The organism is Shewanella gelidimarina (assembly GCF_023283945.1).
GTDB lineage: Bacteria > Pseudomonadota > Gammaproteobacteria > Enterobacterales > Shewanellaceae > Shewanella > Shewanella gelidimarina.
In genome coordinates, this window is sequence record NZ_JAKIKW010000009.1 from 124,175 (window position 1) to 149,161 (window position 24,987).

Here is a 24,987-nt window from a genome sequence, read left to right on the forward strand (position 1 = left end):
GGAATCTAGTTGCTACTCCTTCGCTTAATAGGTAGAATACGCGCTCACTTTAGCTGAGTTAGTGATCGGCTAAAGATTTATTAACGCATTATTTGGAGAGACAACATGTCACTAAATGCTGAACAAACTGCTACTATTCTGGCTGAATTCGGTCGTTGTGAAAACGATACAGGTTCTTCTGAAGTTCAGGTAGCTCTGCTAACTGCACAGATTAACCACCTTCAAGGTCACTTTAAAGAGCACATCCACGATCACCATTCACGTCGTGGTCTACTACGTATGGTTAACACACGTCGTAAACTTCTTGCATATCTTAAGCGTACTGAAAACGTTCGCTACCAAGAGCTAATCAAGAAGTTAGGTCTACGTCGTTAATCTTTTATTAGATTACGTTTGACCTATTAAAAGGAGGCTTAGCCTCCTTTTTTTGTGCCTGTAATAAGCTGGATAATCTTCACTATTAGTGGCGTCATTGATATAAGTGAAGGGGATTAAATTGGGTTGCGGTTCGAGTTAACCTAGAGGTTTAGTTGCTTGATGATAGAGTTTAATGTATTTGTCTTCGAACGCTTCTAATGCCAAAGGCTTGCTAAAGAAATAGCCTTGGCCTATTGAGCAATCACGCTCTTGCAGCCATTTAAGCTGTGCTTCGTTTTCAATCCCTTCTGCAACAATCTTTAAATTTAATTGTTTTCCTAGCATTAAAATTGTTGAAGCAATGGCACTCTCTTGTGGTAAATCACTGACAAAACATCGGTCAATTTTCATGGTTGTGATTGGCAATTGACGCAGGTATGACAGCGAAGAGTAACCAGTACCGAAATCATCAATGGCAATGCCAAACCCTGCAGCGCGTAGTTGTTCAAGTTTTTTAATCGCGAGTTGCACGTCATCAATGAGTGACGTTTCAGTGATCTCAATCTCTAATAGTTCAGCTGCTATCTGATAGCGCCATACTGCTTGTTTGATGTCAGGTACGAGACTCGTATGTTCAAACTGTTGTGAGGCGACGTTGACAGCAATAGGCAGCGAGACATTGTATTGTTGTTGCCATTTCTGAATGGTGCGACAACTCTCCTCTATCACCCAGCGTCCGAGCGGAATGATTATTCCTGTCTCTTCGGCGACGGGTATAAACGACATTGGACTAATAAGCCGACCATCTTTTTTCCATCGGATCAAGGCTTCGCAACCGACGAGTTCACCAGTTTGTATATCAAGCTTAGGTTGGAAGTGCAGGACGAACTCTTCATTTATCAGTGCATCATGCAAGGATGCTTCGGTTCTTAGCCGCACGGCTGCTCGCTCTGTCATCTGCTGTTTGAAGAATGCCCATTGATTAGAACCAGCGGCTTTTGCACTGTACATTGCAATATCAGCGTGGCGAATAAGATCTTCAGCGGCTAAACCGTCGTCAGGGTAGATGGATATCCCAACGGATGCGGCAGGATGAATCGCATACTCATTGAGATGCATTGGTGTATTAAGCTGCAGCAGAAGTTTCTCGACGAACTCGGCAGCGAGGGTCGGCGAGGTTAATCCATCGGCCAAAATGACAAATTCATCTCCGCCTAAACGAGCAACAGTCCCTCGATCTCCGACAGCACTCTCGAGGATCCGTGCTATCCGCACTAGAAACTGATCACCCAATGCATGGCCGAGCGAGTCGTTAATGTTTTTAAACCTATCTAAGTCAATGAATAGCAGCACAAACTGAGCTTTATTTACTCTGGCTCGTTGAATAGTCACCGCGATGGTCTCAAGTAACAGAGCCCGATTAGGCAAGCCAGTTAATGAATCTCTGGTGGCCATTTTACGCAGTTTATTCTGTGTTTTGGCAAATTGAACCAGGATTTGATTGAACTTACTGGTGACAAGTCCAAGCTCATCATCCATGTGCGGCCGAGAATTTGGCAGTAGATTATCACCCGGCGATTCAGGATCTATTCTATCAATGGCTTCGCTTATTCTAGCGATGGGTTGAGTTAAGAAACGGTGAAAGACAATTGACAGTACTAATGTGAGTAAGAACGCGCGAGCTAGGGTGGCCCAGAGGCTATAACGTAACGTTGAGAATAGCGAACTGGTCAACTCTTGAACATCATAGTTGAGGGTGAGTTTACCAATGATCTCTTTCTTATAACGACTACTCGTGAAAAAAGGGCGGTAAAGTTCGCGAGATATTTGATTGAGATCACCAAACAGTTCATCGCTGACACTTTGGAACAACGTCGATGCTTTCGCTGACGGAGTGCTGTTGACGGCAACAAAGCGGCTGCCATCATCTAACTCAATGGTCGCTGAATCAATATTATCGACCTTCAACAAACCTTGTATCGTTTGAGCGGCTAAAGTTTCGTCCATTGCCCAGACCGCATTAGCCGCAGGTTGCTCTACTGAATCGAGTAATTCTTGCTGTGTTGCAATAAGTTGCTGGCGTGCGTTGACAAAAGCTAACGATATTTCAACAAGAAAAATAGCAACAGCAAAAAATAACGTTGAAGAAACAACAAGTATTGTTTGCTTCCAAGTCAGTGATTTAAAATTTCCCTTTGTCAACTATTTTCCTTTATTTCAATGCTTTATGCTTGCTTAGGTCGGCGAGTGGTTGTATTGCAGGAAACATACTTTTAGTAATCTGCTCACTTTAGAGAAAAGAATCGGCTTTGTCATTAATCATTCCCTTTATCTATTGAATAAACTTGAAGTATACTTACGCGCGTAATTAAGGTAATTAAATTTAAGGAATGGTTCACGTGAATCCAATCGTAAAGAGTTTTGAATATGGTCAGCACACCGTTACATTAGAAACGGGTGTTATCGCACGTCAAGCAGACGCCGCTGTTTTAGCAAGTATGGGTGATACAACAGTGTTAGTGACTGTTGTAGGAAAGAAAGCTGAAGAGCCAGGCCGTGACTTTTTCCCGCTTACAGTTAATTACCAGGAAAGAACATACGCAGCGGGTAAAATCCCAGGCGGATTTTTCAAGCGTGAAGGTCGTCCATCTGAAAGCGAAACACTGATTGCACGTCTAATTGACCGTCCAATCCGTCCACTATTCCCAAATGGCTTCAAGAATGAAGTTCAGGTAATTATCACAGTAGTTTCTGTCGATCCTGAAATCAATCCTGATGTTATTTCGATGATTGGTACTTCGGCTGCATTGGCTATCTCTGGTCTGCCGTTCAATGGTCCACTAGGTGTGGCACGTGTTGGTTATATCGGTGGCGAATATGTGCTTAACCCAAATGTAAGTCAACTTGTTGAGAGTGATCTTGATTTAGTTGTTGCGGGTACTGATGCTGCTGTTCTAATGGTTGAATCAGAAGCTGCTTCTCTACCTGAAGAAGTTATGTTGGGTGGTGTGGTTTATGGCCATGACCAGCAGCAAGTAGTGATTAACGCTATTAGCGAGCTTAAAGCTGAAGCTGGCAAGCCTGCATGGGACTGGACAGCTCCAGTTCAAGACGCAGACCTTGTTGCTAAGATTAAAGATTTGGCTGAGGCCGACATGGCCGCTGCTTACCAAATCGAAGTTAAGCAAGATCGTTACACTCAAGTTGGCGTTGTAAAATCTGCTGCTAAAGAAGCATTATTAGCTGAAAACCCAGAAGCTAACTTGCGCGAAATCGACGGCCTTCTTGGTAGCTTAGAGAAGAAAGTCGTTCGTAGCCGTATTATTGCCGGCAACCCACGTATCGATGGTCGTGAGCCAGATATGGTTCGTGCACTTAACGTTATGGCTGGCGTTCTTCCACGTACTCACGGTAGTTCACTGTTTACTCGTGGCGAAACTCAAGCACTTGTGACTTGTACACTGGGTACTGAGCGTGACGCTCAGAAAGTTGACAGCATAATGGGCGAATACACAAATCGCTTTATGCTGCATTATAACTTCCCTCCATACTCTGTTGGTGAAACAGGTTTTGTTGGTTCGCCTAAGCGTCGCGAAATCGGCCACGGCAAGCTAGCATGGCGCGGTATGCAAGCGGTTATGCCTTCGCCTGAAGATTTCCCGTACAGCATTCGTGTTGTATCAGAGATCACTGAATCTAACGGTTCAAGCTCAATGGCTTCTGTATGTGGTACGTCTCTTGCGCTTATGGATGCAGGTGTTCCAATTAAGACTTCTGTTGCAGGTATTGCAATGGGTCTAGTTAAAGAAGGCGACGATTTCGTTGTTCTTTCTGACATCCTAGGCGATGAAGATCATCTTGGTGACATGGACTTTAAAGTTGCTGGTACTCGTGACGGTATTACTGCTCTGCAGATGGATATCAAGATTGAAGGTATCACTAAAGACATCATGGAAATTGCACTGCAACAAGCTTACGGTGCACGTGTTCATATCCTAAACGTAATGGACCAAGCTATTGGTACACATCGTGACGATATCTCTGATCACGCTCCACGTATCACGACTCTTAAGATCAACCCTGAGAAAATTCGTGATGTTATCGGTAAAGGTGGTGCAACAATTCGTGCACTTACTGAAGAAACTGGTACTACAATCGAGCTTGAAGATGATGGAACAGTGAAGATTGCTTCTTCAAACGGCGAAGCAACTAAAGAAGCTATCCGTCGTATCGAAGAGATCACTGCTGAAGTTGAAGTCGGTACTGTCTACAACGGTAAAGTTGTTCGTATTGTTGACTTCGGTGCCTTCGTAACGATTCTTCCTGGTAAAGATGGTCTAGTTCATATTTCTCAAATCGCTGAAGAGCGCGTTGCGAATGTGTCTGACTACTTAGAAGTTGGCCAAGAAGTTAAAGTTAAAGTAATGGAAGTTGACCGCCAAGGTCGTGTGCGTCTTTCTATGAAAGAAGCAGCGCCTAAAGTTGAAGCTCCTGCTGCAGAATAAACCATAACGGTTTATTCAAAAGGAGGCCATACGGCCTCCTTTTTTGTGCCTGAGATTTATTTTAACCATTTTTGTGATCAGTAAAATGACCTCTGATGGGCAGAAAAGAGGCTATCCTCGGGTAATAATTAGCGTAAATGAGATTATTTTTCAATTCCTTGATAGCAGTAGTAACAGGGGATTGCTATTATTGGGGCTATTGCTGAACTCAAAAGGTTAAATGGATGAATCAAAAGATGCGTACCAGCGTGGTTGTGGTGATTGCCGGGATCAGTATGTTGCTGACCGGGTGTGTCTCAACTCAATCAGGTAGCAACCAACAAGCCTCCATCAAAGTCGCGCCAGTTTCCCCAGACTATAAATTAGAGATAACCTTAGCTAAGCTCAATGAAATATTGTCGAGTATGGAGTTAACGCAAGAGCAGCGTGCGCGTTTTCACTATGATCGTGGCGTGATCTATGATCGAGTCGGTTTACGTATTCTTAGCCGTATTGATTTTCATCAAGCCCTTAAATTACAACCTAATCTAGCTGATGCTTATAACTTCCTTGGCATTTATTACACTCAAGAAAATGAGTTCGAAAGTGCCTATGAAGCGTTTGATGCTGTGTTAGAGCTGTCTCCAGAATATGATTACGCTTATCTTAATCGCGGCATTTCATTGTATTATGGTGAGCGTTCAGAACTTGCAGTCTCAGATATGGATGCATTTTATAGCAAGGACACCTCGGACGGTTACCGCGTGCTATGGCTATATATAGCAGAAAGAGAAGTCGACGCACAAAGCGCAACCGCGAGAATGACTGCTAACCGCGCGAAATTGAATCCAGATGCTTGGTCAACGGCTTTAGTGGATTACTATCTCGGCACTAAAGATAAAGAAGCTGTTTTCGCTTTAGCAAAAGAGGGCTTAAAGCATCCAAATGAGTATGCTGAACGTTTATGTGAAGCTTATTTCTATATGGCTAAGATAGCCCAGCAACGCGGTGATAATGCCGAAGCAGCTAATTATTTTAGACTTGCGCTAGCGACCAATATTTATGATTTTGTAGAGCATAGATATGCACGTTTAGAGCTTGCTCGAGTGAATGCAGCAATGGCTACTGTCGTCAATTAAGCTTGGCTACGAATTATTTTTGAAGTAAGCCTCCTTTTTGGAGGCTTTTTTATTGGCCGATTAAGATCAACACCTTTATTTAAGCGACTGCACTGGTAGCCAAAATATAGGTGAGCAGCTATAATTGCCGCCTTTGTGCACTCCCAGAATTACAGGTAAACATGTCAGGCAATAAAGTTGAGGTCGACAAGCGTCGTACTTTTGCCATCATCTCTCACCCAGATGCGGGTAAAACCACCATTACTGAAAAAGTTCTTTTGTTCGGAAACGCTTTGCAAAAAGCGGGAACAGTAAAAGGCAAAAAATCAGGTCAGCATGCTAAATCTGACTGGATGGAGATGGAAAAAGATCGTGGAATTTCAATTACGACTTCTGTGATGCAATTTCCGTACAGTGATACCTTAATTAACTTGCTTGATACGCCTGGTCATGAAGACTTCTCTGAAGATACTTATCGTACCTTAACGGCTGTCGACTCATGTTTGATGGTTATCGATTCCGCTAAAGGTGTTGAGCAACGTACTATTAAGTTGATGGAAGTGACACGTTTACGTGATACGCCAATCGTTACCTTCATGAACAAACTCGATCGTGATATTCGCGACCCCGTCGAACTGATGGATGAAGTGGAAGAGGTGCTTAATATTAAATGTGCACCTATCACTTGGCCAATTGGTGCAGGTAAAGAGTTTAAAGGTGTATATCACCTGCTGCGTGATGAGGTTATCCTTTATCAAGGTGGTATGGGGCACACAATACAAGATTCAAAAATCATTAAGGGTTTAGATAACCCTGAACTTGACGACGCTATCGGCACCTATGCTGACGAAGTGCGTGAAGAGATGGAGCTTGTTGTTGGGGCTTCACATGAATTTGATCATGAGCTGTTCTTAAAAGGCGAACTGACACCCGTTTACTTTGGTACCGCGTTGGGTAACTTTGGTGTTGATCATATTCTTGATGGTATTGTTGAGTGGGCGCCTACTCCGCAGACCCGTGAAACCGAAACACGTGTTATCGAGCCTAGTGAATCTAAGTTCAGTGGCTTTATATTTAAGATCCAAGCAAATATGGATCCTAAACATCGTGACCGCGTTGCCTTTATGCGTGTCTGTTCTGGTCGTTATGAGCAGGGCATGAAGATGCATCATGTGCGTCTAGGTAAAGATGTCAACGTGAGCGATGCTCTGACCTTTATGGCTGGTGATCGTAACCGTGCCGAGGCTGCTTATCCTGGCGATATTATTGGTTTGCATAACCACGGTACCATTCGTATTGGCGATACCTTTACTCAAGGTGAAAAGCTGCGTTTTACTGGTATTCCTAACTTTGCACCAGAAATGTTCCGTCGTATTCGTCTAAGAGACCCGCTAAAGCAAAAGCAATTGCTTAAAGGGTTAGTACAGCTATCTGAAGAGGGTGCGGTACAGGTATTTAGACCCATCGATAGCAATGATCTCATTGTTGGTGCGGTCGGCGTGCTGCAGTTTGAAGTGGTTGTTGGTCGACTAAAGACTGAATATAAAGTTGAAGCTATTTATGAAGCAATCAGTGTTGCGACTGCACGTTGGGTTTATTGTGACGATCACAAAAAACTTGATGAGTTTAGACGTAAGTGCAGCATGAACTTAGCACTTGATGGCGGTGATAATCTGACTTACATCGCTCCAACGATGATTAACTTAAACTTGTCGATGGAACGTTATCCAGATATTGAATTTGCTAAGACGCGTGAGAACTAATTTCCGCTGATAATGTTCAATAATGAAACCCAAGCACATGCTTGGGTTTTTTATTGGGCTAAATTTACAACGAGCTTCATTTCATCAGTGTTAGTGACTAATACCAATTGCATTGAGTATTTGACCAATTCAGAGCGCCTCAGATTTTTCAATTCAAGGCGCATTGGTGAAGAAATGGTTATTCCCTTTTAAGCCAATGCAAAGCAGAAGTGGAAAGTCTGAGTTGCTCACGTAGTGCGGCCGACGTTTAAAGCAAATGGCAAAGCCCTTTAAGCTTCGTTGTGGGCTTTGGATATACGACTAAATGGTCTATTTTGTTCCATACAAAATAAGCCATTTCCACCCTCCTTGGCGGTCAGGTTTAGGAGGTACGAGACCATGGATGGTCGAAGGTAGAATAATGCAGGAGCAATTATCGAGAGCGAAGCACGACTAAATGGATTTAGGAGGTAGAGTCATGTATGGAGCAATTGCCGAGGATGCCTGAGCCGAGAATAACGATTAGCTTCAATCTCCCATCTTGCCTACAGAGCTTTGAATTCCCGCTGAATGGTCAAACTTTTAGTGCAACTGGTATAATTATATTCGAGTGACTATGCTGGGTTCTATATCTGAAGTGAGTAATGACTTACTTTAAAGATCAATAATGCAGTGTGGCCGTTAGCGAGATAAAGCTCATAAGTAACGGCGCTAATAAGCAACATAAATAGGGAACTTGAGCATAAATGGAGATAGTAGAGGCAAATTCCAGCCCCGAACAGCAGCCTAAAATGAGTCCGTTAATCGACAGCCATGCGCATTTAGACTTTGCTGAGTTTAATCATGATAGAGCAGAGCTGTTTGAAAAGATGAAGGCACAGGGGATCACTCAAGTCGTGATCCCGGGAGTTTCAGAAGACAAGTGGCTTAACCAACTTCACATTGCTAATACCTATAATTGCGCTTTTGCTTTAGGGGTACATCCGTGGTTTTGTGATTCAATGACAGAGGAAACGTTACCTAATCTTAGACAGTTACTGTTGAGCCTGCATCAGCAGAAAAAACTTGTTGCAATTGGCGAGTGTGGTTTAGATAAGTTACATAAAAGTAATTTCACTACGCAATTGTCAGTGTTCAGCGCGCACATTTTACTGGCTCAAGAATTCGATCTACCTCTCATTATTCACTGTGTTAAAAGCCATGAACAGATGCTAGGCCTACTGAAAAGCGCAAAAAATGCTAAAAAAGGGGTGATCCATGGCTTTTACGGCGGGCCAGAGCTTGCTTTGCGTTATGTTAATTTAGGTTACAAACTAGGGATAGGCGGTTTGCTATTAAATGATAGCGCCAAAAAACTCCAACAAACGGTAGCACAATTGCCCCTCAGTGCATTTGTATTAGAAACAGATTCTCCTGCAATGAGCCCTATAAGTAGCGAGAATGATCGAAATACTCCGTTGATTTTGCCTTTATTACTCACGAAAATAGCAAGTTTACAAAAGAAAACGAATGTTCTTATATCAGAACAGTTGTATTTTAATGCAACGCAACTCTTTGACCTTTAGTTTTTTTTGATTAAACAGATGTAACTCGCATCAGAATAACCAACAAAATCATTGAAATAAAACTTCAAAAATTTGATCAATACGACGCTTTTAGGCTTCCGCTCGGGTATAATCGACCGCGGAAAAAGGTTGGTTAACAACATAATTAAAAAGTATTAACATATAGGGTGATGGTTAATGGATATTTTAATGAGTTTAGTAGGGGTGGTCACCTTACTTGCGATCGCTTTCGGGCTTTCAAATAATAAAAAAGCAATTAACAAACGTACCGTTTTTGGTGCATTAGCAATTCAGGCCATTTTCGGTGGTTTCGTATTGTATGTACCAGTTGGGCAAGAAGTGCTTGGCGGTGTTTCAATGGGTGTTGCCAATGTTATTGGTTATTCTCAAGCTGGTATCGACTTCCTATTCGGTGGTCTAGGTACTGACGCTATGTTCGCAAACGGTGTTGGCTTCGTCTTCGCTATCCGCGTTCTACCCGTTATTATCTTCTTCTCTTCTTTGATTGCTGTACTTTATTACCTTGGCATCATGCAGATGGTTATTAAGTTCATCGGTGGTGGTCTACAGAAGGCATTAGGTACAAGCCGTACAGAATCTATGGCTGCTACTGCAAACATCTTCGTTGGTCAAACAGAAGCGCCGCTTGTTGTACGTCCTTTCATTGCGACTATGACGAACTCTGAGTTATTCGCAATCATGGTTGGTGGTTTAGCATCAATCGCGGGTGCAGTACTTGCTGGTTATGCAGGTATGGGCGTTAAAATTGAATACTTGGTTGCTGCCTCTTTCATGGCTGCTCCTGGTGGTCTATTGATGGCTAAGCTTATCCATCCTGAGACTGAAGAAACTAACAACGACATGGAAGATCTTCCTGAAGACACTGATAAGCCAGCTAACGTCATCGACGCTGCTGCTGCCGGTGCTGCTTCTGGTATGCATTTAGCACTAAACGTTGGTGCAATGCTTCTTGCTTTCGTTGGTCTTATCGCGATGCTTAACGGTTTGTTAGGTGGTCTTGGTGGATTAGTTGGTTTTGAGAACTTAACTCTAGAACTTATCTTAGGTTACTTGTTCATGCCTCTAGCATTCCTTATCGGTGTGCCTTGGAATGAAGCAATGGTTGCAGGTTCGTTCATTGGTCAGAAGATCATTGTTAACGAATTCGTAGCTTACTTAAACTTCGCTCCTTACCTTAAAGATATTGCTGATGGCGGTATGGTAGTTGCTGAAACAGGTCTTGCGATGACTGATAGAACTAAAGCTATCATCTCATTTGCACTCTGTGGATTTGCTAACTTATCTTCAATCGCAATCCTACTAGGTGGTCTAGGCTCTATGGCTCCAAGCCGTCGTCATGACCTTGCTAAGTTAGGTGTTCGTGCCGTTATAGCAGCGTCGCTAGCGAACCTAATGAGTGCCACAATTGCGGGTCTTTTCCTAGCAATGTAAGCACTTTGAGACTGGGTAGACAATCGTCGCCCAATCTAGGCTCTGCTCTTGTTGAGCAGAGCCACTATTAAGTCAATCGTTTTCCAATTAAGAATTTTTTACGAAATGATCAATAACTAAGGTTAGGGTTCCTTTCGGCATAAAAACGACAATAACAATGATATGGCAGCTTAATCTGTCGATAAATCATGACTTTGTTCGAATGTTAAAACTTAGTGTTCGCATTTTTACATAAATACTGTTGAAGTTTGGCATAAATTAAGTAGAATGCGACGCCATAAAAAAGAAACGCTGACTCTTCATAAAGTAGAGCGGTAAAACCATAAATAAATGGGGTTGATGATGAAAAACGTTAAAACTATAGCACTAGCTACAGCACTAGCAGCAACAGCAGCAATGTCTGCACCAACATTCGCAGCAGATCGCGGCGATGATATCCGTTCTGGCGATTACAGCTGGATGCAGTTCAACGCAATGTATGCGTTTAACGAGCTTCCACGTACTGACGCTGATGACGGCGGACACGATTATCTAGAAATGGAATTCGGCGGCCGCGCTGGCATCGTTGACCTTTATGGTTATGTCGATGTTTTCAACCTTGCAACTGGTGATTCTGGCGATAAAGCTACAGGCTCTGGCAAAAGCAAGATGTTCATGAAGTTCGCTCCTCGTTTCTCTATCGATGCGATGACTGGTTGGGATCTTTCAGCTGGTCCTATCCAAGAAGTTTACTTCTCAACTCTATTCAACTGGGGTGGCGGTGTTATCGGCGAAGACGTTAACGCATCTTTCTGGGGTATCGGTGCTGACGTAATGGTTCCATGGTTAGGTAAAACTGGCATGAACTTATACGCTCACTACGACATGAACGGTAAAGAGTGGAACGGTTACCAGTTCTCTATGAACTGGTTCAAGCCTGTTATGAACTTTGACAACGGTAGCTTTGTGTCTTTCCAGGGTTATATTGATTACCAGTTCGGTGCTGATGATGAATATGGCAATGAATATGTACCAATGTCTGCAAGTGGTGGCGCTGCATATTTCGGTCTACACTGGCATTCAGACAACTACGCATTGGGTTATGGTCTAAAAGCATACCAAGATGTTTACCTTCTTGAAGATGGTGCTGGTATCGTAGGTCTAGAAACTACTGGTTTCGCACATTACCTAACGGCTACTTACAAGTTCTAAGCAATCGCTTAAAACATAGTTAAGTATATGTCAGAGCCGCGTAGTTTCGCGGCTCTAACTAACGTCTACACACTGTAACGTTGACGATTGAATTTATAATACAACTTTTGCTGAATTGATAAGATAAACGTCTTAATGTTTACTTAAGCATGAACTATATTTAGATAGCTTGTTTAGGTAAGTATTAATTGAAAGTGATATAAAAATTTTTACGCGCTAAAACGGACTTTTCGCGGAAAGGCAGACATAAGCAGTACCAATCTCCCTTCCCGGTCTTCATGGATTCAAGTCGTGACACTAGTGTCAAGATTATTGCAGCTCCAGACGTTGCAATGTTGGATACCTGAATATTGACCTTAAGTTGAATATGGTTCACCACTATTCATCATTTAAGGTCTGGCAATGCTCGAAGGCCCGGCTCATAAAAATAATCAAAAAAAGCCACTTCTAAGCACAGCCTTACGACAAATTTCTATCAAAAATTTTACTATTTGAATATGTCTCGGAGAGCTATTATGAGCGACTTAAAAAAAGCAGCACAACAAGCCATTAGTTTAATGGATCTAACCACGCTTAATGACGATGATACCGATCAAAAGGTAATCGATTTATGTCATAAAGCTAAGACACCTGCTGGCGATACTGCTGCTATCTGTATTTTCCCTCGCTTCATTCCTATCGCGCGCAAAACTCTTAATGAGATTGGCGGCGATGATATCAAGATCGCAACAGTCACTAACTTCCCACACGGAAATGATGACATTGCTATCGCAGTGCTTGAAACTCGTGCGGCTGTTGCTTACGGTGCAGACGAAGTTGATGTTGTTTTCCCATACCGCGCATTAATGGCGGGTAATGAGACTATCGGTTTCGAACTTGTTAAAGCATGTAAAGAAGCTTGTGGCGACGATGCCATCTTGAAAGTCATCATCGAGTCTGGTGTTCTGCAAGATCCTGCACTAATCCGCAAGGCTTCTGAACTCTGTATTGATGCTGGTGCTGACTTCATTAAAACTTCTACGGGTAAAGTGGCTGTTAACGCAACACTTGAAGCCGCTGAAATCATGATGACAGTGATTAGCGAAAAGAACACTAAGGTTGGCTTTAAGCCTGCCGGTGGCGTAAAAGATGCTGCAGCTGCTGCAGAGTTTTTAGGTGTTGCTGCACGTCTTCTTGGTGATGACTGGGCCACTCCTGCGACATTCCGTTTTGGTGCTTCTAGCTTACTAACCAACCTACTGCATACGCTTGAGTTAGGTGATGAAGCAAAAGGACCACAAGGTTACTAATCTTTACTGATTAAGCTTGTTGTTAAGTGTGATCTAAATCTAATTAGGTGTATCAAAAGTTCGTTAGTATGTAACTATATTACAGCTTTTGATTTCACTTTAGCAGGTTGTTAACTAAAAACACCATTAGATGGGAATTTAGTTACACTCTTGGAGGTAGTACATGTTTTTAGCTCAAGAAATTATTCGTAAAAAACGTAATGCTGAAGTCCTTTCAACAGAAGAGATCCAATTTTTTGTTAAAGGCATTACCAATAATACCGTTTCAGAAGGTCAAATAGCGGCGCTTGGCATGGCTGTTTACTTTAACGACATGAATATGGATGAGCGTATCGCGCTGACCACTTCAATGCGTGACTCTGGTACGGTTCTCAATTGGAAATCTCTTGACCTTAACGGTCCCATTATCGATAAGCACTCAACTGGCGGTGTGGGGGATGTCATTAGTTTGATGTTAGGCCCAATGGCGGCAGCTTGTGGTGGTTATGTACCGATGATTTCAGGTCGTGGACTGGGTCATACGGGTGGCACACTCGATAAGTTTGACGCTATTCCTGGCTACAACACCGAACCTGATAGCGCGCTATTTCGTAAGGTTGTGAAAGAAGCTGGCGTTGCAATTATTGGCCAAACTGGCGATCTTGTTCCTGCCGATAAGCGCTTCTACTCTATTCGTGATAACACCGCTACCGTTGAATCTATCTCGCTTATTACCGCTTCTATTCTTTCCAAAAAGCTTGCAGCAGGTCTTGATGCTCTTGCGATGGACGTTAAAGTCGGTACTGGCGCCTTTATGCCAACTTATGAAGCTTCTGAAGAGCTAGCGCGCAGCATCACAGCGGTAGCAAACGGTGCAGGCACTAAGACGACAGCATTACTGACGGACATGAACCAAGTGTTGGCTTCTTGTGCGGGTAATGCGGTAGAAGTCAAAGAAGCCGTCGACTTTATGACAGGTGCATACCGTAATCCACGTCTTTACGAAGTGACTATGGGCCTTTGTGCCGAAATGCTGATCCTTGGTGGTATTGCAAGTAATGAAGCTGAAGCGCGCGCTAAATTAAACCAAGTACTGGATAACGGTAAAGCGGCTGAAATATTTGGCCGTATGGTATCAGGTCTTGGCGGCCCCGCAGATTTTGTAGAAAACTACGGTAAATACCTACCTGATTCAAAAATTATTCGTCCTATTTATGCTGACCAAGCGGGTTTTGCGACTGGCATGGATACGCGTGAATTAGGACTTGCGGTTGTCACTTTAGGGGGCGGACGTCGCAAACCTGGTGACACGCTTGATTACAGCGTAGGACTTACTAAAGTGTGCGCACTTGGCGATGAAATTAGCGCCGATAAGCCTATTGCATTTATACACGCTCAATCTGAAGACGCCTTTGCTGAAGCACAAGCTGCAGTGAAAAAAGCGATTCATATTGGCGATACCAAGCCAGAGACAACTCCTGAGATATATCGCTATATCCGTGAGTCAGATCTGTAACGGAGCACAGTTTATGAAACGTACTATAATCATGATGCTAGATTCATTTGGCGTCGGTGCAGCACAAGATGCTGAAGCATTTGGCGATGTCGGAGCTGATACTTTTGGGCATATTGCGCAAGCATGCGCGGAAGGTAAAGCAAATGAAGGCCGTGAAGGACCACTGAAATTACCTAACTTGGCTCGTTTGGGCTTAGGTCATGCCTCGAAAGAGAGCACGGGCGAATTTCCTGCTGGATTTGGTGATGACGTTGAGATCATAGGGGCTTATGGCCACGCAGATGAATTAAGTTCAGGCAAAGATACCCCAAGTGGACATTGGGAAATGGCGGGCGTACCTGTTTTGTATGAATGGGGATACTTTAGCGATTTAAGCAACTCTTTTCCGCAGGAGCTTACAGACAAAATTCTTGCGCGAGCTGGTTTGACTGAGTTTTTAGGTAACTGCCACTCTTCTGGAACTGTGATTCTAGAGCAGCTTGGCGAAGAGCATATGAGCACGGGTAAGCCAATTTTCTATACCTCTGCTGATTCGGTGTTCCAAATTGCTTGTCATGAAGAAAGTTTTGGTCTTGAGAAACTGTATGAGCTTTGTATTATTGCTCGTGAAGAACTCGCCGATTACAATATTGGCCGCGTTATTGCGCGTCCATTTGTAGGCACTGGCCCAAGTGATTTTGAGCGTACCGGTAATCGTCGTGACTATGCGGTTAAGCCACCGGCCCCGACAGTGCTAGATAAGCTAAAAGATGCTGGCGGCGAAGTGGTTAGTGTTGGTAAAATTGCTGACATTTATGCGCATTGTGGCATTACTAAAAAAGTGAAGGCAACAGGGCTTGAAGCACTGTTTGACGCGACTTTAGAGCAAGTTAAGCAAGCGGGTGACAATACGATTGTATTCACCAACTTTGTAGACTTTGACTCACATTTCGGCCATCGCCGTGATGTTGCGGGCTACGCACGCAGCCTAGAGTATTTTGATTCACGTTTACCTGAAATTCTAGCCTTGCTAGATGAAGATGATTTCTTACTGCTAACGGCAGATCACGGTTGTGATCCAACATGGCCTGGTAGTGATCATACTCGTGAAAGAGTACCTGTTCTTGCTTATGGCGCAGGTTTAGCACCTGGCTCGCTTGGACTGCGTAATAGTTTTGCCGATATGGGCCAATCAATTGCGAGTTACTTTAAGCTTGAACCAATGGAATATGGCGAATCTTTTATTCGTTCATAAACTAACTAGATTTTAAATTTGGCGGCTCACTTTGGGCCGCTAGCAAACATAGACTCAAGTATTAACGACAGTCTGAAAAATATAAATAGGGGTTTTCTGATGGCTACACCACACATTAATGCCGTAGACGGTGCTTTTGGCGATACAGTTCTATTTCCTGGCGATCCACTACGCGCTAAATATATTGCTGAAACGTTTCTAGAAGACGTTGTTCAAGTTACTGACGTTCGTAACATGCTAGGTTTCACTGGTACTTATAAAGGTACTCGCATTTCAGTGATGGGTTCAGGTATGGGTATCCCATCTTGTTCAATCTATGCAACTGAATTGATCAGAGATTATGGCGTTAAAAACCTAATCCGTGTTGGTACTTGTGGTGCTGTAAGCACTGAAGTTAAAGTACGTGACGTGTTAATCGGAATGGGTGCTTGTACCGATTCTCAAGTCAACCGTTTACGTTTTAAAGGTCAAGATTTCGCTGCTATTGCTGATTACAGCCTACTTAGCGCCGTGGTTAAAGCTGCTGAAGCTAAAGGGACTAAATTCCGCGTTGGTAACATTTTCTCTGCTGATCTTTTCTACACTCCAGATCCAGAAATGTTTGACGTTATGGAAAAGATGAACATCTTGGGTGTCGAAATGGAAGCTGCTGGTCTTTACGGTGTAGCTGCTGAGTTCGGTGCTAAAGCATTGTGCGTTTGTACTGTATCTGATCATATCCGTACTGGTGAAAAGACCTCTTCTGATGAGCGTCAAACTACCTTTAACGAAATGATCGAAATGACACTAGAAGCTGCTATCACTCTTTAATTAGTGATGCTGTAACGTGAATAGATTGGTTTGACTGATCTATTAGTCATAAAAAACGGACATATTGATGTCCGTTTTTTTGTATCTATAGCCCACTGACTATATCAGGGCTTTATTCTTTTTTTTGTTCAGCAGCTGCAGACGTTGGCGTTCCATTGTCTAGGTTATCTGCTTCTTGTTGTCTATGTTTCGCATTTCGTTGACTGAGTAACTGCCGCAGTTTTACTTTCGCTTTACGTCTATCAAAATCAGCACGTTTGAACGACAGTGCTCGTGATAGCAACATGCCTATGAGCCCAGCAATGATAAGCATCATCTGCTGTTGTTCCATATTGATTTGATGCGCTTCTTTAATTTCGTTAAAAAAGTACTTTGGTTCCAGTCTCACTTCCACATATCCTAAGTTTTGACCATCTTGAGAAACGGACTCTACATACGGTGGATATTGCTCAAGCAGCAGTGCCATCTCCTCTGAATCAGCTTCGTAGTCTTCTTGGCTCACGCTTTGTGCGAAGGACAGCCTTACGCCATCTTCGCTAAAAATACTGGCAGACATCACTTTAGGGTCAAGTACTAAGGCAGTTGCCAGCCACTGCAGCTGTTCATCATTCTCTAACTGAAGTGCAGGTGCCGCACCGTAGGCAGTTTGCTGCACTAATAATCTTGCCATCTTTTCGGTTTGGGACTTTAGAAGCTGTTGCCCTTGTAGTAGGCTGGTTTCCCACAGCTGATCTAGACCAATGAATAATGCGATAGCGACAAGGATCTGTAATATCCTGCTTATTCTATGGCTCTTTTTTAGGCCTTTTAAATAAAACACTGAAACCCTTAATTTATAGTGTACTCACTTAATCATAATTGATTATGGCGGTACTCGGTAGTTGGAGAATCATAACTAATGGACAATTCGAGTCAATCTACTGTTTTTGAATGGTTAAGCAGTGAAAGTAGCATGTCTTTTAACGCTGGGGAACAAAGATTTACTCGTCATGTTGAGGCTCAGTTTCCTGCTCGTCATCATCGTTATCGGATCCTATTTTCAGATAGCCAGCATCTAAGTCTCGTGCAGAGCTGGTTATTGTCAAATACAGCAGAGTTAAGCTTGGCGTTGATCTCGCGAGCAACAGGGCTGAATTGTATTGAGGTTTGCGCTCTTAAACCCTTAGCGTTTACGACCTTAGCACCCCTGCCACGGCTTGAAGTCTTTGAGATAAAAGCTGATGCGCCAGTGTTAAACCAGCCGGGTTTGTTGGTTATGGACATGGATTCTACGGCGATTGAGATTGAGTGCATTGATGAACTTGCTGAAATGGCAGGGGTTGGCGCAGCTGTTGCCGCAGTGACCGAGCAAGCGATGCAAGGTGAACTTGATTTTGAAGAGAGCCTGCGCGCCCGAGTGGCAAAACTGACGAATGCCGATGCGAGCATCATTGATAAATTATGTGCTAAGTTGCCCTTGATGCCTGGATTAACAGAAACGATAACCGAACTTAAACAGCATCAATGGCGTACTGTTGTGGCATCGGGTGGTTTTACGCCTTTTGTTAATCATCTGCAGCAGCTGTTGGATCTCGATGCCGCCTTTGCCAATGAGTTAGATATTGCTGACGGAAAACTCAACGGTACCGTCTCTGGCCAAGTTGTCGATGCCCAGTTTAAAGCCGATTGTGTGGTTAACTGTGCACAGACGTGGAGTATAGGCTCAGGCCAGAAAGTGGCGATTGGTGATGGTGCCAATGATATACCGATGATCAATATTGCAGACTTTGGCATCGCATATCACGCTAAGCCAAAACTCGCGGCAGTGGCTGATGCTACTATCAGCAAACTTAATCTTAAGGCTTTACCCTACTTATTTCAGCTTAAGTAAGCGAGTGACTTAACGATACGTTAAAGCGGTATTTCACCGATAAACGGTCATAGACAAGCCTACTAAAAATACCTTGTAGGCTTTTTATTTTTGTTTTATCCGTGTTTTAATCTATAGCTATCAACTTGATTAGCCATAAGCTTTCTATCATCACTTGTTTAAATAGTTCTGTTAGAGTTATTAATCTTGTTTTTTTTCTTTGACCTCAGTAGTTTAGTGGTTAAAAAAGCGAGTGCTAAAGCGTGAATATCAAGCAAAAATCCCTCTATGTGCCATACAATCATGGTTATCTTCACTTAAGACAATTGATCCCCGTTAATGCAGATATGAGTAAGCCGCCGTTGTTAATGTTGCATGGTGCTATGTCTAATGGTCGGGTTTTTTACAGTGATTCGGGTAAAGGTCTGGGTTGCTACTTGGCGGAGTCTGGGGTGGTTGTTTACGTGCTTGATACGTTAGGTCGCGGCCGCAGTACCCCTAAACTGGGTCCAGGATTTAGTGCCGGGCAGGGGGAGGTTATTCGGGAGCAGTTACCGCTTATTCAGCAATATATTCTCGCTTTACATCCTAAAACAGACCTTGTCCATTGGTGTGGTCATTCATGGGGCGGGGTGTTGATGGCCAGTGCTATTGCACGATACGACTCTTTACAAATTTCTGTAGCCTCGCTCGTCACTTTTGGCAGTAAGCGCCGGATCGAAGTTAAGTCTTTAAGCAAGTGGTTGCAAGTGGACTTGGTATGGAACAAACTCGCGCCCTTTATTGCTTGGCATCGTGGTTACCTGCCCGCTGATAAGTTAAAAATGGGCATGGATAATGAATCTAGAGCTTCTTTATTGCAAAGTATAGATTGGGTCCGCGGGCATTGGATTGATCATGACGATGGCTTTGATTATAGCCAAGCGGCTAAAAATGCTAAGTGGCCAAAGTCTTGGTTTATTGCAGGCCAAGGGGATACCGTTTTGGGCAACCCAAGTGACGTGAAACGCATGATCAACGAATGCCAAATGCAACAGGTCGATTATACGCTTTTATGCCGTAAACATGGTTTTAAGCATGATTACGATCATGCGGGAATGTTGACCCATAAAGATGCAGTGCAAGATCACTTTCCCAGAGTGCGAGATTGGTATAGCCACTTAAACGGTTAATATTTTCGTTTAGCTGATTAACAGCGCCTAGTCTTCTGAGCTCATCAATGGCGCCAGCTTAAGTAATTCTGCTAAGTTGGCGGCCCCGAGTTTGTTCATCAGTTTTGATCTATGCACTTCAATGGTTCTAAGCGCAACACACAGCGAGTTTGACATCTGTTTGTTGGTGTTTCCTGCAATAATCAATTCAAAAATCTGTGTTTCACGTTCAGATAATTGATTTATCATCTGCTGATTACTGAGCTGCCAATGCAGATGCACACTGTGTTGTAGCCCTTTGGCAATCGATTGCGACAGTCGTTGGCCTTGCACTGGTTTCTGGAAAAAATCGAAAGCCCCATTCTTGAACGCATCTACCGCCATCGGCACATCACCATGTCCAGTTAAAAAGATAACTGATAATGGGCTCTTAGCCTCGCTCAGCAGTTGCTGTACTTGCGGACCGCTGAGGCCTGGCATGCGCGCATCTAAAATGACACAACCGGGCTGACTAAGATCGACTTTGGCTAGAAAGTCATTGCCGGTGTTGAAACACATCATTTTGTAACCATAGCCATCCATTAGGAAAGTGATGGAATCAACGATAGCGTCGTCGTCATCGACAAGATAGACAGGTCCATTTATCGGCTGTGGCATTAGCGATCCTCTTTCAGTCAATCAGCTACCCGATGAAAACTCTGAAACGAGCACCTTCGAATATGATGGGTATATATGATAAGTATCTCAGTTCATCACTTAATGCGAACATCTTTTTTACAAAGCATGAGTCCCATCACGTTGGGTGTACATTAGCCTATCGTAAACTTGAGCTAGCGATTAATACGAGGCTAGTAAAGTGTATCGGACCTTATTCTGTTTATTACTATTGTGTAGCACATCCAGTGTTTGGGCGCAGCCTCAATCGCTTTATGTGGGGGTGTTATCCAATTGGGGTAACCAACAAGCTATCGAGCGCTGGGCACCAATGATGCAGTATCTAGATGAGCAGGTACCCGGAACCCAGTTTCATGTTTATCCCGGTAATTTTGAAGCGCTTAACCTCGCAATGGAGTTAGGGCAAATCCAGTTTATTATTACTAACCCTGGTCAATATCTTTATCTTTCCAACCAATACCCATTATCCTGGCTGGCAACCATGCGCTCTCGGCGTCACAAGGGTGCTACATCGGCCATTGGTTCTGCCATTATCGTTAAAGCTGAAAGTAATTATCGCACCTTGTATGACTTGAAAGGCAAAGTCATCGCTGCGAGTGATCCCCATGCATTGGGCGGGTATCAGGCCACCGTGGGCTTAATGCACAAGTTGGGTATGGACGCTGATGACTATTTTAAAGAGGTTAAGTTTCTAGGGTTTCCGTTAGACCCTTTATTGTATCAAGTCCGAGATGGCAACGTTGACGCCGCTATTACGCCGCTATGTACCTTTGAAGATATGGTCTCTCGCGGCCTCATTAACGCTGCTGACTTCCGTATTCTTAATCCGAGTCGGCCAGACGGGTTTGACTGCCAATGCAGCACCCATCTTTATCCTAATTGGTCCTTTGCCGCGAATGAAAGTGTCGGTATTCGTTTGAGTAAGCAGATCACCCAAGCTTTAATGGAGCTGCCAACTGAACACCCCGCAGCGATAAAAGCGCAGTTGATGGGGTGGACATCACCCATTAGTCAGCTCGCAGTGATCCAACTTTTTAGTGATTTACATATTAAAGGTACTGATAGTAGCCGTTGGGAGAGTGTGCAGAACTGGCTTAAAGATAATCGGCATTGGGGGATCTTCGCCATTTTTATTTTTGTGGTGGCAACCATCTATCATTTATGGATTGAATATCGGTTCCACCAAAAGAGTGAGTCATTAATCGAGACAGAAAGACAGCTAAAGCAACAAGCTATAACGCTTGAGAGATTACAGAGCGCCTCTATTATTGGCGAGATTGGTGCCGGTTTAGCCCATGAAATTAATCAGCCTATTGCTGCCATTACCAGTTATAGCGAAGGTGGCATTATGCGTCTGCAGGGAAATCAAACCGGCGATGTCGCAGCGAGTATCGAGCTGCTAGAAAAAATTCATCGACAGTCCACTCGAGCTGGAGAGGTGGTGCACCGGATCCGTAGTTTACTTAAGCGTCGAGAGTCAGTCATGGCCGACGTCAATATTCTGAGTCTCGTTGATGAGTGTATTTCACTGTTGAAGCTGGAATTACAGCGCAGAGATATCCAAATTAATAAGCGGATTAAAGGTGAGCCATTCTTCATTACGGCCGATCGCGTTGGCTTGCTACAGGTATTAATTAACTTAACTAAAAACAGCATCGACGCCATTGCCGAAACCCAAGCATCAGGCAAAGGTGAGGTGACTATTGAACTGATATTTAAAGAATATCAAGTCGATGTCTTAGTTATTGATAATGGTACCGGATTATCACAGAACTCTGATTCTGTAATGGCCACTTTTTTTACCACCAAAGAGGATGGATTAGGCCTAGGGCTGGCTATTTGTAATGAGGTGATCAGTGAGCACGATGGCGCATTTTCGTTAAAAACTCGGGACGATAAGCAGGCCGGCTGTATTGCCAAAATTAGCTTAAAAAAGAGGGGCTGTGAGCGAAAGGTTGAAAGTTGATTTAATGCTTTTAATTTAAGTGTTTGATTTTATATGTCTATTTGTATTTGTCGACTAGAATTCGACGATATGTGGTTTACCACAATAGACAAGTGGAGCTCCTTTGTGGCGGTTATTTTTCGAACTGTGAACCGCTTCACAAAGCTTACATCGTTAGTGTTGATATGTGGTTTACCACAATATTCAACGTTTAACACCTAGCAGACAATAGTGAAAAGTTTAGGGCGGATAGCCAATTCACCAACCCAATTTAAGGTTGATGAACGTGGCTAGCACTTCCCCCTTCAACGCACTTAGTACCATTGTCTACTGGGAGAATAATCATGAAATTAGATCGGCGAACCTTTATCAAAGGGGCTGGAGCGGGCACCGCTGGTTGCGCACTCGCAACGCTGCCTGGTTCTTTAGCTGCTCTAGGGCATTCCACATTGAAGGGCAGTGCAGAGTCTGTCGCCAGTATTTGTGAAATGTGCTCAACTCGCTGCCCAATTTCGGCTCGGGTCGTTAATGGCAAGAACGTCTCAATTCTGGGTAACAAAAATGCTAAATCTTACGGCGGCGCAGTATGTGCTCGTGGCGGAGCAGGGCATAGCCAGTTATATGATAAGCAACGCATCGTTAAGCCATTAAAACGCGTTGGCGAAAGAGGCGAGGGCAAATGGGCTGAGATTGAGTGGGAAGAAGCCTACGCTACAATTGCTGAAAACCTCAATAAAATTAAAGCTAAACACGGCGCCGAATCGGTCGCGTTCTCCTCTAAATCAGGTTCACTCTCAGGTCATCTATTTCACCTTGCTAAGGCATTTGGTAGCCCCAATACTTTTACTCACGCATCGACTTGCCCTGCGGGTTATGTGGTTGCGGCCAAAGCGATATTTGGCGGTAAAGTAAAGCGTGACTTAGGCAATTCAAAGTACATCATCAACTTTGGTCATAACCTCTATGAAGGCATAAACATGTCTGAAACGAGAGGCATGATGAATGCGCAAATGGAAAAAGGCGCTAAGCTTGTGGTGTTTGAACCACGCTTTTCGATTGTGGCTGATAAAGCTGACGAATGGTATCCGATTAAACCGGGTACCGACGTTGCGGTAGCATTAGCCATTTGTCATACGTTGATTGAAGACGACTTATACGACAAAGCATTTGTCGCTGAGTTTGTGTCAGGTTTTGCTGAGTTTGCTAAAGAAGTCAAAGCCTATACCCCTGAATGGGCTGAATCAGTCAGTGATGTTCCCGCTGAAGATATTCGCCGTATCACCCATGAGTACGCCGCGGCAGCGCCGCATGCACTCGTCGATTTTGGCCACCGTTCATCATTTACCACCGAAGAGTTTGAGATGCGCCGGGCGCTATATGCTGCCAATGTGCTGGTGGGTAATATTGAGCGTAAAGGTGGTTTGTACTTTGGTAAGAAAGCCTCTAAGTACAATAAGTTTGCTGGCGATAAAGTCGCCCCCACACTGGCAAAGCCAGGCGTTGAAGGCATGCCTAAACCTAAGGCTAAAAGAATCGACATGGTCGATGAACAATACGCGCTTATTTGGTCATCTGGTGGGGTGTATCAAACCATTCTCGATGCCACGTTAGAAGCTCAGCCTTATCAACTGCGCGCTTGGGTAATGAGCCGGACCAATCCAATGCAGACCATGACAGACAGGGCTAGGGTCGTTAAAACGATGCAGAAGCTCGACTTTGTCGTCGCTTGTGACATTTATATCAGTGAAAGTGCAGCTTATGCCGATATTTTCCTTCCAGAATCAACTTACCTAGAGCGCGACGAAGAGATTGTTGATAAGTCGGGGAAAAACCCAGCTTACTACGTGCGTCAAAAAGTGGTTGAAACCATAGGCAACACTAAGCCTAGCTGGTTGATATGGAAGGAGCTTGCTGACTCGTTGGGTCAAGGTCAATTTTTCCCTTGGGAGAACATGGAAACGCTGCAACTGTTTCAAGTCGACAAGAATGTGCCGCTACTCAATAAAATCAAAAGTGATGGCTGGGTAAGTTATGGTGAACCACTGTTGTTGCGTGAACCGGAAATGGTGAAGCAGTTTGCCAATACGTATCCAAATGCTATCGCAACTGATGCTGATGACACGTACGCAAGTCACCTCTCTTTTAAAACACCTTCAGGAAAGATTGAGCTCAGCTCTAACAAGGTCGAAAAGATGGCGCCGGGTCGCGGGGTGATCAAGTACCGTGAAGTGACCATGAAAAAGGCGGACGAGTTGTTCTTCATTCAGGGCAAGGTTGCGGTACATACCAACGCGGCGACTCAAAACGTGCCGATGTTGGCGAGTTTGATGTCTGATAATGCGGTGTGGATCCATCCTATTACGGCTGGACTACTCAATATTTCCAGTGGTGACAAAATCAGAATCTACAACGATACCGGCAGCGAAGAGGGTCATGCCTTAGTCACCCCTGGTATTCGTCCTGACACTGTCTTTGCCTATATGGGTTGCGGTTCAAAGAACAAAGAGCTTGCGCGAGCGACCGGTAAAGGTGTGCATTGCGGTAACTTACTTCCCCACGTTACGTCTCCGGTGACAGGTATGAACCTGCATACTACCGGCGTCAAAATTGCCAAGATTTAATCGGAGATC

Annotated in this window: 18 protein-coding genes; 15 read left to right on the forward strand and 3 right to left on the reverse strand. The window is 43.8% G+C overall.

What is annotated here, in order from left to right; translation table 11 throughout:
- The first annotated feature begins 105 nt into the window (after positions 1 to 105).
- On the forward strand, positions 106 to 375 hold the full coding sequence (gene rpsO, locus L2729_RS10055; RefSeq protein WP_101090002.1) for a 30S ribosomal protein S15: 270 nt from the start codon (positions 106 to 108) through the stop codon (positions 373 to 375).
- A 138-nt stretch (positions 376 to 513) separates the two neighbouring features.
- Here rpsO and L2729_RS10060 read toward each other — a convergent pair whose 3' ends face one another.
- Positions 514 to 2,559, reverse strand: a complete 2,046-nt coding sequence (locus L2729_RS10060) for a putative bifunctional diguanylate cyclase/phosphodiesterase (protein ID WP_248988135.1) — start codon at positions 2,557 to 2,559, stop codon at positions 514 to 516.
- A gap of 197 nt (positions 2,560 to 2,756) precedes the next feature.
- On the opposite strand from L2729_RS10060, the gene pnp reads away from it, so the two are divergent.
- The 10 genes from pnp (at position 2,757) to deoD (ending at position 16,737) form a co-directional block, all read left to right on the forward strand.
- Positions 2,757 to 4,862 carry a polyribonucleotide nucleotidyltransferase gene (gene pnp, locus L2729_RS10065; RefSeq protein ID WP_248988136.1) on the forward strand — a complete coding sequence of 702 codons (2,106 nt, stop codon included), beginning with the start codon at positions 2,757 to 2,759 and terminating at the stop codon, positions 4,860 to 4,862.
- Positions 4,863 to 5,086: 224 nt separating this feature from the next.
- Entirely contained in the window at positions 5,087 to 5,980 is an 894-nt protein-coding gene (nlpI, locus tag L2729_RS10070) for a lipoprotein NlpI (RefSeq protein ID WP_248988137.1), read from the forward strand.
- Between the two features lie 161 nt (positions 5,981 to 6,141).
- Positions 6,142 to 7,722, forward strand: a complete 1,581-nt coding sequence (prfC, locus tag L2729_RS10075; protein ID WP_248988138.1) for a peptide chain release factor 3 — start codon at positions 6,142 to 6,144, stop codon at positions 7,720 to 7,722.
- A gap of 725 nt (positions 7,723 to 8,447) precedes the next feature.
- Positions 8,448 to 9,266 carry a TatD family hydrolase gene (locus tag L2729_RS10080; RefSeq protein WP_248988139.1) on the forward strand — a complete coding sequence of 273 codons (819 nt, stop codon included), beginning with the start codon at positions 8,448 to 8,450 and terminating at the stop codon, positions 9,264 to 9,266.
- Between the two features lie 177 nt (positions 9,267 to 9,443).
- On the forward strand, positions 9,444 to 10,718 hold the full coding sequence (locus tag L2729_RS10085) for a NupC/NupG family nucleoside CNT transporter (RefSeq protein ID WP_248988140.1): 1,275 nt from the start codon (positions 9,444 to 9,446) through the stop codon (positions 10,716 to 10,718).
- Positions 10,719 to 11,060: 342 nt separating this feature from the next.
- Positions 11,061 to 11,909: a nucleoside-specific channel-forming Tsx family protein gene (locus L2729_RS10090; protein ID WP_248988141.1), complete on the forward strand. Its 849-nt coding sequence runs from the start codon at positions 11,061 to 11,063 to the stop codon at positions 11,907 to 11,909.
- Between the two features lie 515 nt (positions 11,910 to 12,424).
- Positions 12,425 to 13,198, forward strand: coding sequence for a deoxyribose-phosphate aldolase (gene deoC, locus L2729_RS10095; protein WP_248988142.1), 774 nt, complete (start codon positions 12,425 to 12,427; stop codon positions 13,196 to 13,198).
- Positions 13,199 to 13,361: 163 nt separating this feature from the next.
- Positions 13,362 to 14,693 carry a thymidine phosphorylase gene (deoA, locus tag L2729_RS10100; RefSeq protein WP_248988143.1) on the forward strand — a complete coding sequence of 444 codons (1,332 nt, stop codon included), beginning with the start codon at positions 13,362 to 13,364 and terminating at the stop codon, positions 14,691 to 14,693.
- Positions 14,694 to 14,706: 13 nt separating this feature from the next.
- Positions 14,707 to 15,927 (forward strand): phosphopentomutase, encoded by a 1,221-nt coding sequence (locus L2729_RS10105; protein ID WP_248988144.1) that lies wholly within the window; start codon positions 14,707 to 14,709, stop codon positions 15,925 to 15,927.
- Positions 15,928 to 16,026: 99 nt separating this feature from the next.
- Entirely contained in the window at positions 16,027 to 16,737 is a 711-nt protein-coding gene (gene deoD, locus L2729_RS10110; protein WP_248988145.1) for a purine-nucleoside phosphorylase, read from the forward strand.
- A gap of 112 nt (positions 16,738 to 16,849) precedes the next feature.
- Here deoD and L2729_RS10115 read toward each other — a convergent pair whose 3' ends face one another.
- Positions 16,850 to 17,557: a YtjB family periplasmic protein gene (locus L2729_RS10115; RefSeq protein WP_248988146.1), complete on the reverse strand. Its 708-nt coding sequence runs from the start codon at positions 17,555 to 17,557 to the stop codon at positions 16,850 to 16,852.
- 78 nt (positions 17,558 to 17,635) lie between these two features.
- Between L2729_RS10115 and serB the strand changes: the two genes are divergently transcribed.
- A complete protein-coding gene (gene serB / locus L2729_RS10120) occupies positions 17,636 to 18,607 on the forward strand; it encodes a phosphoserine phosphatase SerB (protein ID WP_248988147.1) in 972 nt (323 codons plus the stop codon).
- 242 nt (positions 18,608 to 18,849) lie between these two features.
- On the forward strand, positions 18,850 to 19,758 hold the full coding sequence (locus L2729_RS10125) for an alpha/beta fold hydrolase (RefSeq protein WP_248988148.1): 909 nt from the start codon (positions 18,850 to 18,852) through the stop codon (positions 19,756 to 19,758).
- A 27-nt stretch (positions 19,759 to 19,785) separates the two neighbouring features.
- Here the strand turns inward: L2729_RS10125 and L2729_RS10130 are convergent, their stop codons facing one another.
- Positions 19,786 to 20,394: a response regulator transcription factor gene (locus L2729_RS10130; RefSeq protein ID WP_248988149.1), complete on the reverse strand. Its 609-nt coding sequence runs from the start codon at positions 20,392 to 20,394 to the stop codon at positions 19,786 to 19,788.
- Between the two features lie 199 nt (positions 20,395 to 20,593).
- Between L2729_RS10130 and L2729_RS10135 the strand changes: the two genes are divergently transcribed.
- Together L2729_RS10135 and phsA are read left to right on the forward strand one after the other, a co-directional pair.
- Entirely contained in the window at positions 20,594 to 22,378 is a 1,785-nt protein-coding gene (locus L2729_RS10135) for a sensor histidine kinase (protein WP_248988150.1), read from the forward strand.
- Positions 22,379 to 22,701: 323 nt separating this feature from the next.
- The gene (phsA, locus tag L2729_RS10140; protein WP_248988151.1) at positions 22,702 to 24,978 is read left to right on the forward strand and encodes a thiosulfate reductase PhsA; all 2,277 of its coding nucleotides are present in this window, start codon (positions 22,702 to 22,704) and stop codon (positions 24,976 to 24,978) included.
- Positions 24,979 to 24,987 lie beyond the last annotated feature (9 nt).

Coding starts and splice junctions, on each gene's coding strand:
- serB (WP_248988147.1), top strand. CDS start 17,636: ATGGACAATTCGAGTCAATCTACTGTTTTTGAATGGTTAAGCAGTGAA.
- prfC (WP_248988138.1), top strand. CDS start 6,142: ATGTCAGGCAATAAAGTTGAGGTCGACAAGCGTCGTACTTTTGCCATC.
- rpsO (WP_101090002.1), top strand. CDS start 106: ATGTCACTAAATGCTGAACAAACTGCTACTATTCTGGCTGAATTCGGT.
- L2729_RS10130 (WP_248988149.1), bottom strand. CDS start 20,394: ATGCCACAGCCGATAAATGGACCTGTCTATCTTGTCGATGACGACGAC.
- deoC (WP_248988142.1), top strand. CDS start 12,425: ATGAGCGACTTAAAAAAAGCAGCACAACAAGCCATTAGTTTAATGGAT.
- deoD (WP_248988145.1), top strand. CDS start 16,027: ATGGCTACACCACACATTAATGCCGTAGACGGTGCTTTTGGCGATACA.
- deoA (WP_248988143.1), top strand. CDS start 13,362: ATGTTTTTAGCTCAAGAAATTATTCGTAAAAAACGTAATGCTGAAGTC.
- L2729_RS10085 (WP_248988140.1), top strand. CDS start 9,444: ATGGATATTTTAATGAGTTTAGTAGGGGTGGTCACCTTACTTGCGATC.
- L2729_RS10080 (WP_248988139.1), top strand. CDS start 8,448: ATGGAGATAGTAGAGGCAAATTCCAGCCCCGAACAGCAGCCTAAAATG.
- L2729_RS10105 (WP_248988144.1), top strand. CDS start 14,707: ATGAAACGTACTATAATCATGATGCTAGATTCATTTGGCGTCGGTGCA.
- phsA (WP_248988151.1), top strand. CDS start 22,702: ATGAAATTAGATCGGCGAACCTTTATCAAAGGGGCTGGAGCGGGCACC.
- nlpI (WP_248988137.1), top strand. CDS start 5,087: ATGAATCAAAAGATGCGTACCAGCGTGGTTGTGGTGATTGCCGGGATC.
- L2729_RS10090 (WP_248988141.1), top strand. CDS start 11,061: ATGAAAAACGTTAAAACTATAGCACTAGCTACAGCACTAGCAGCAACA.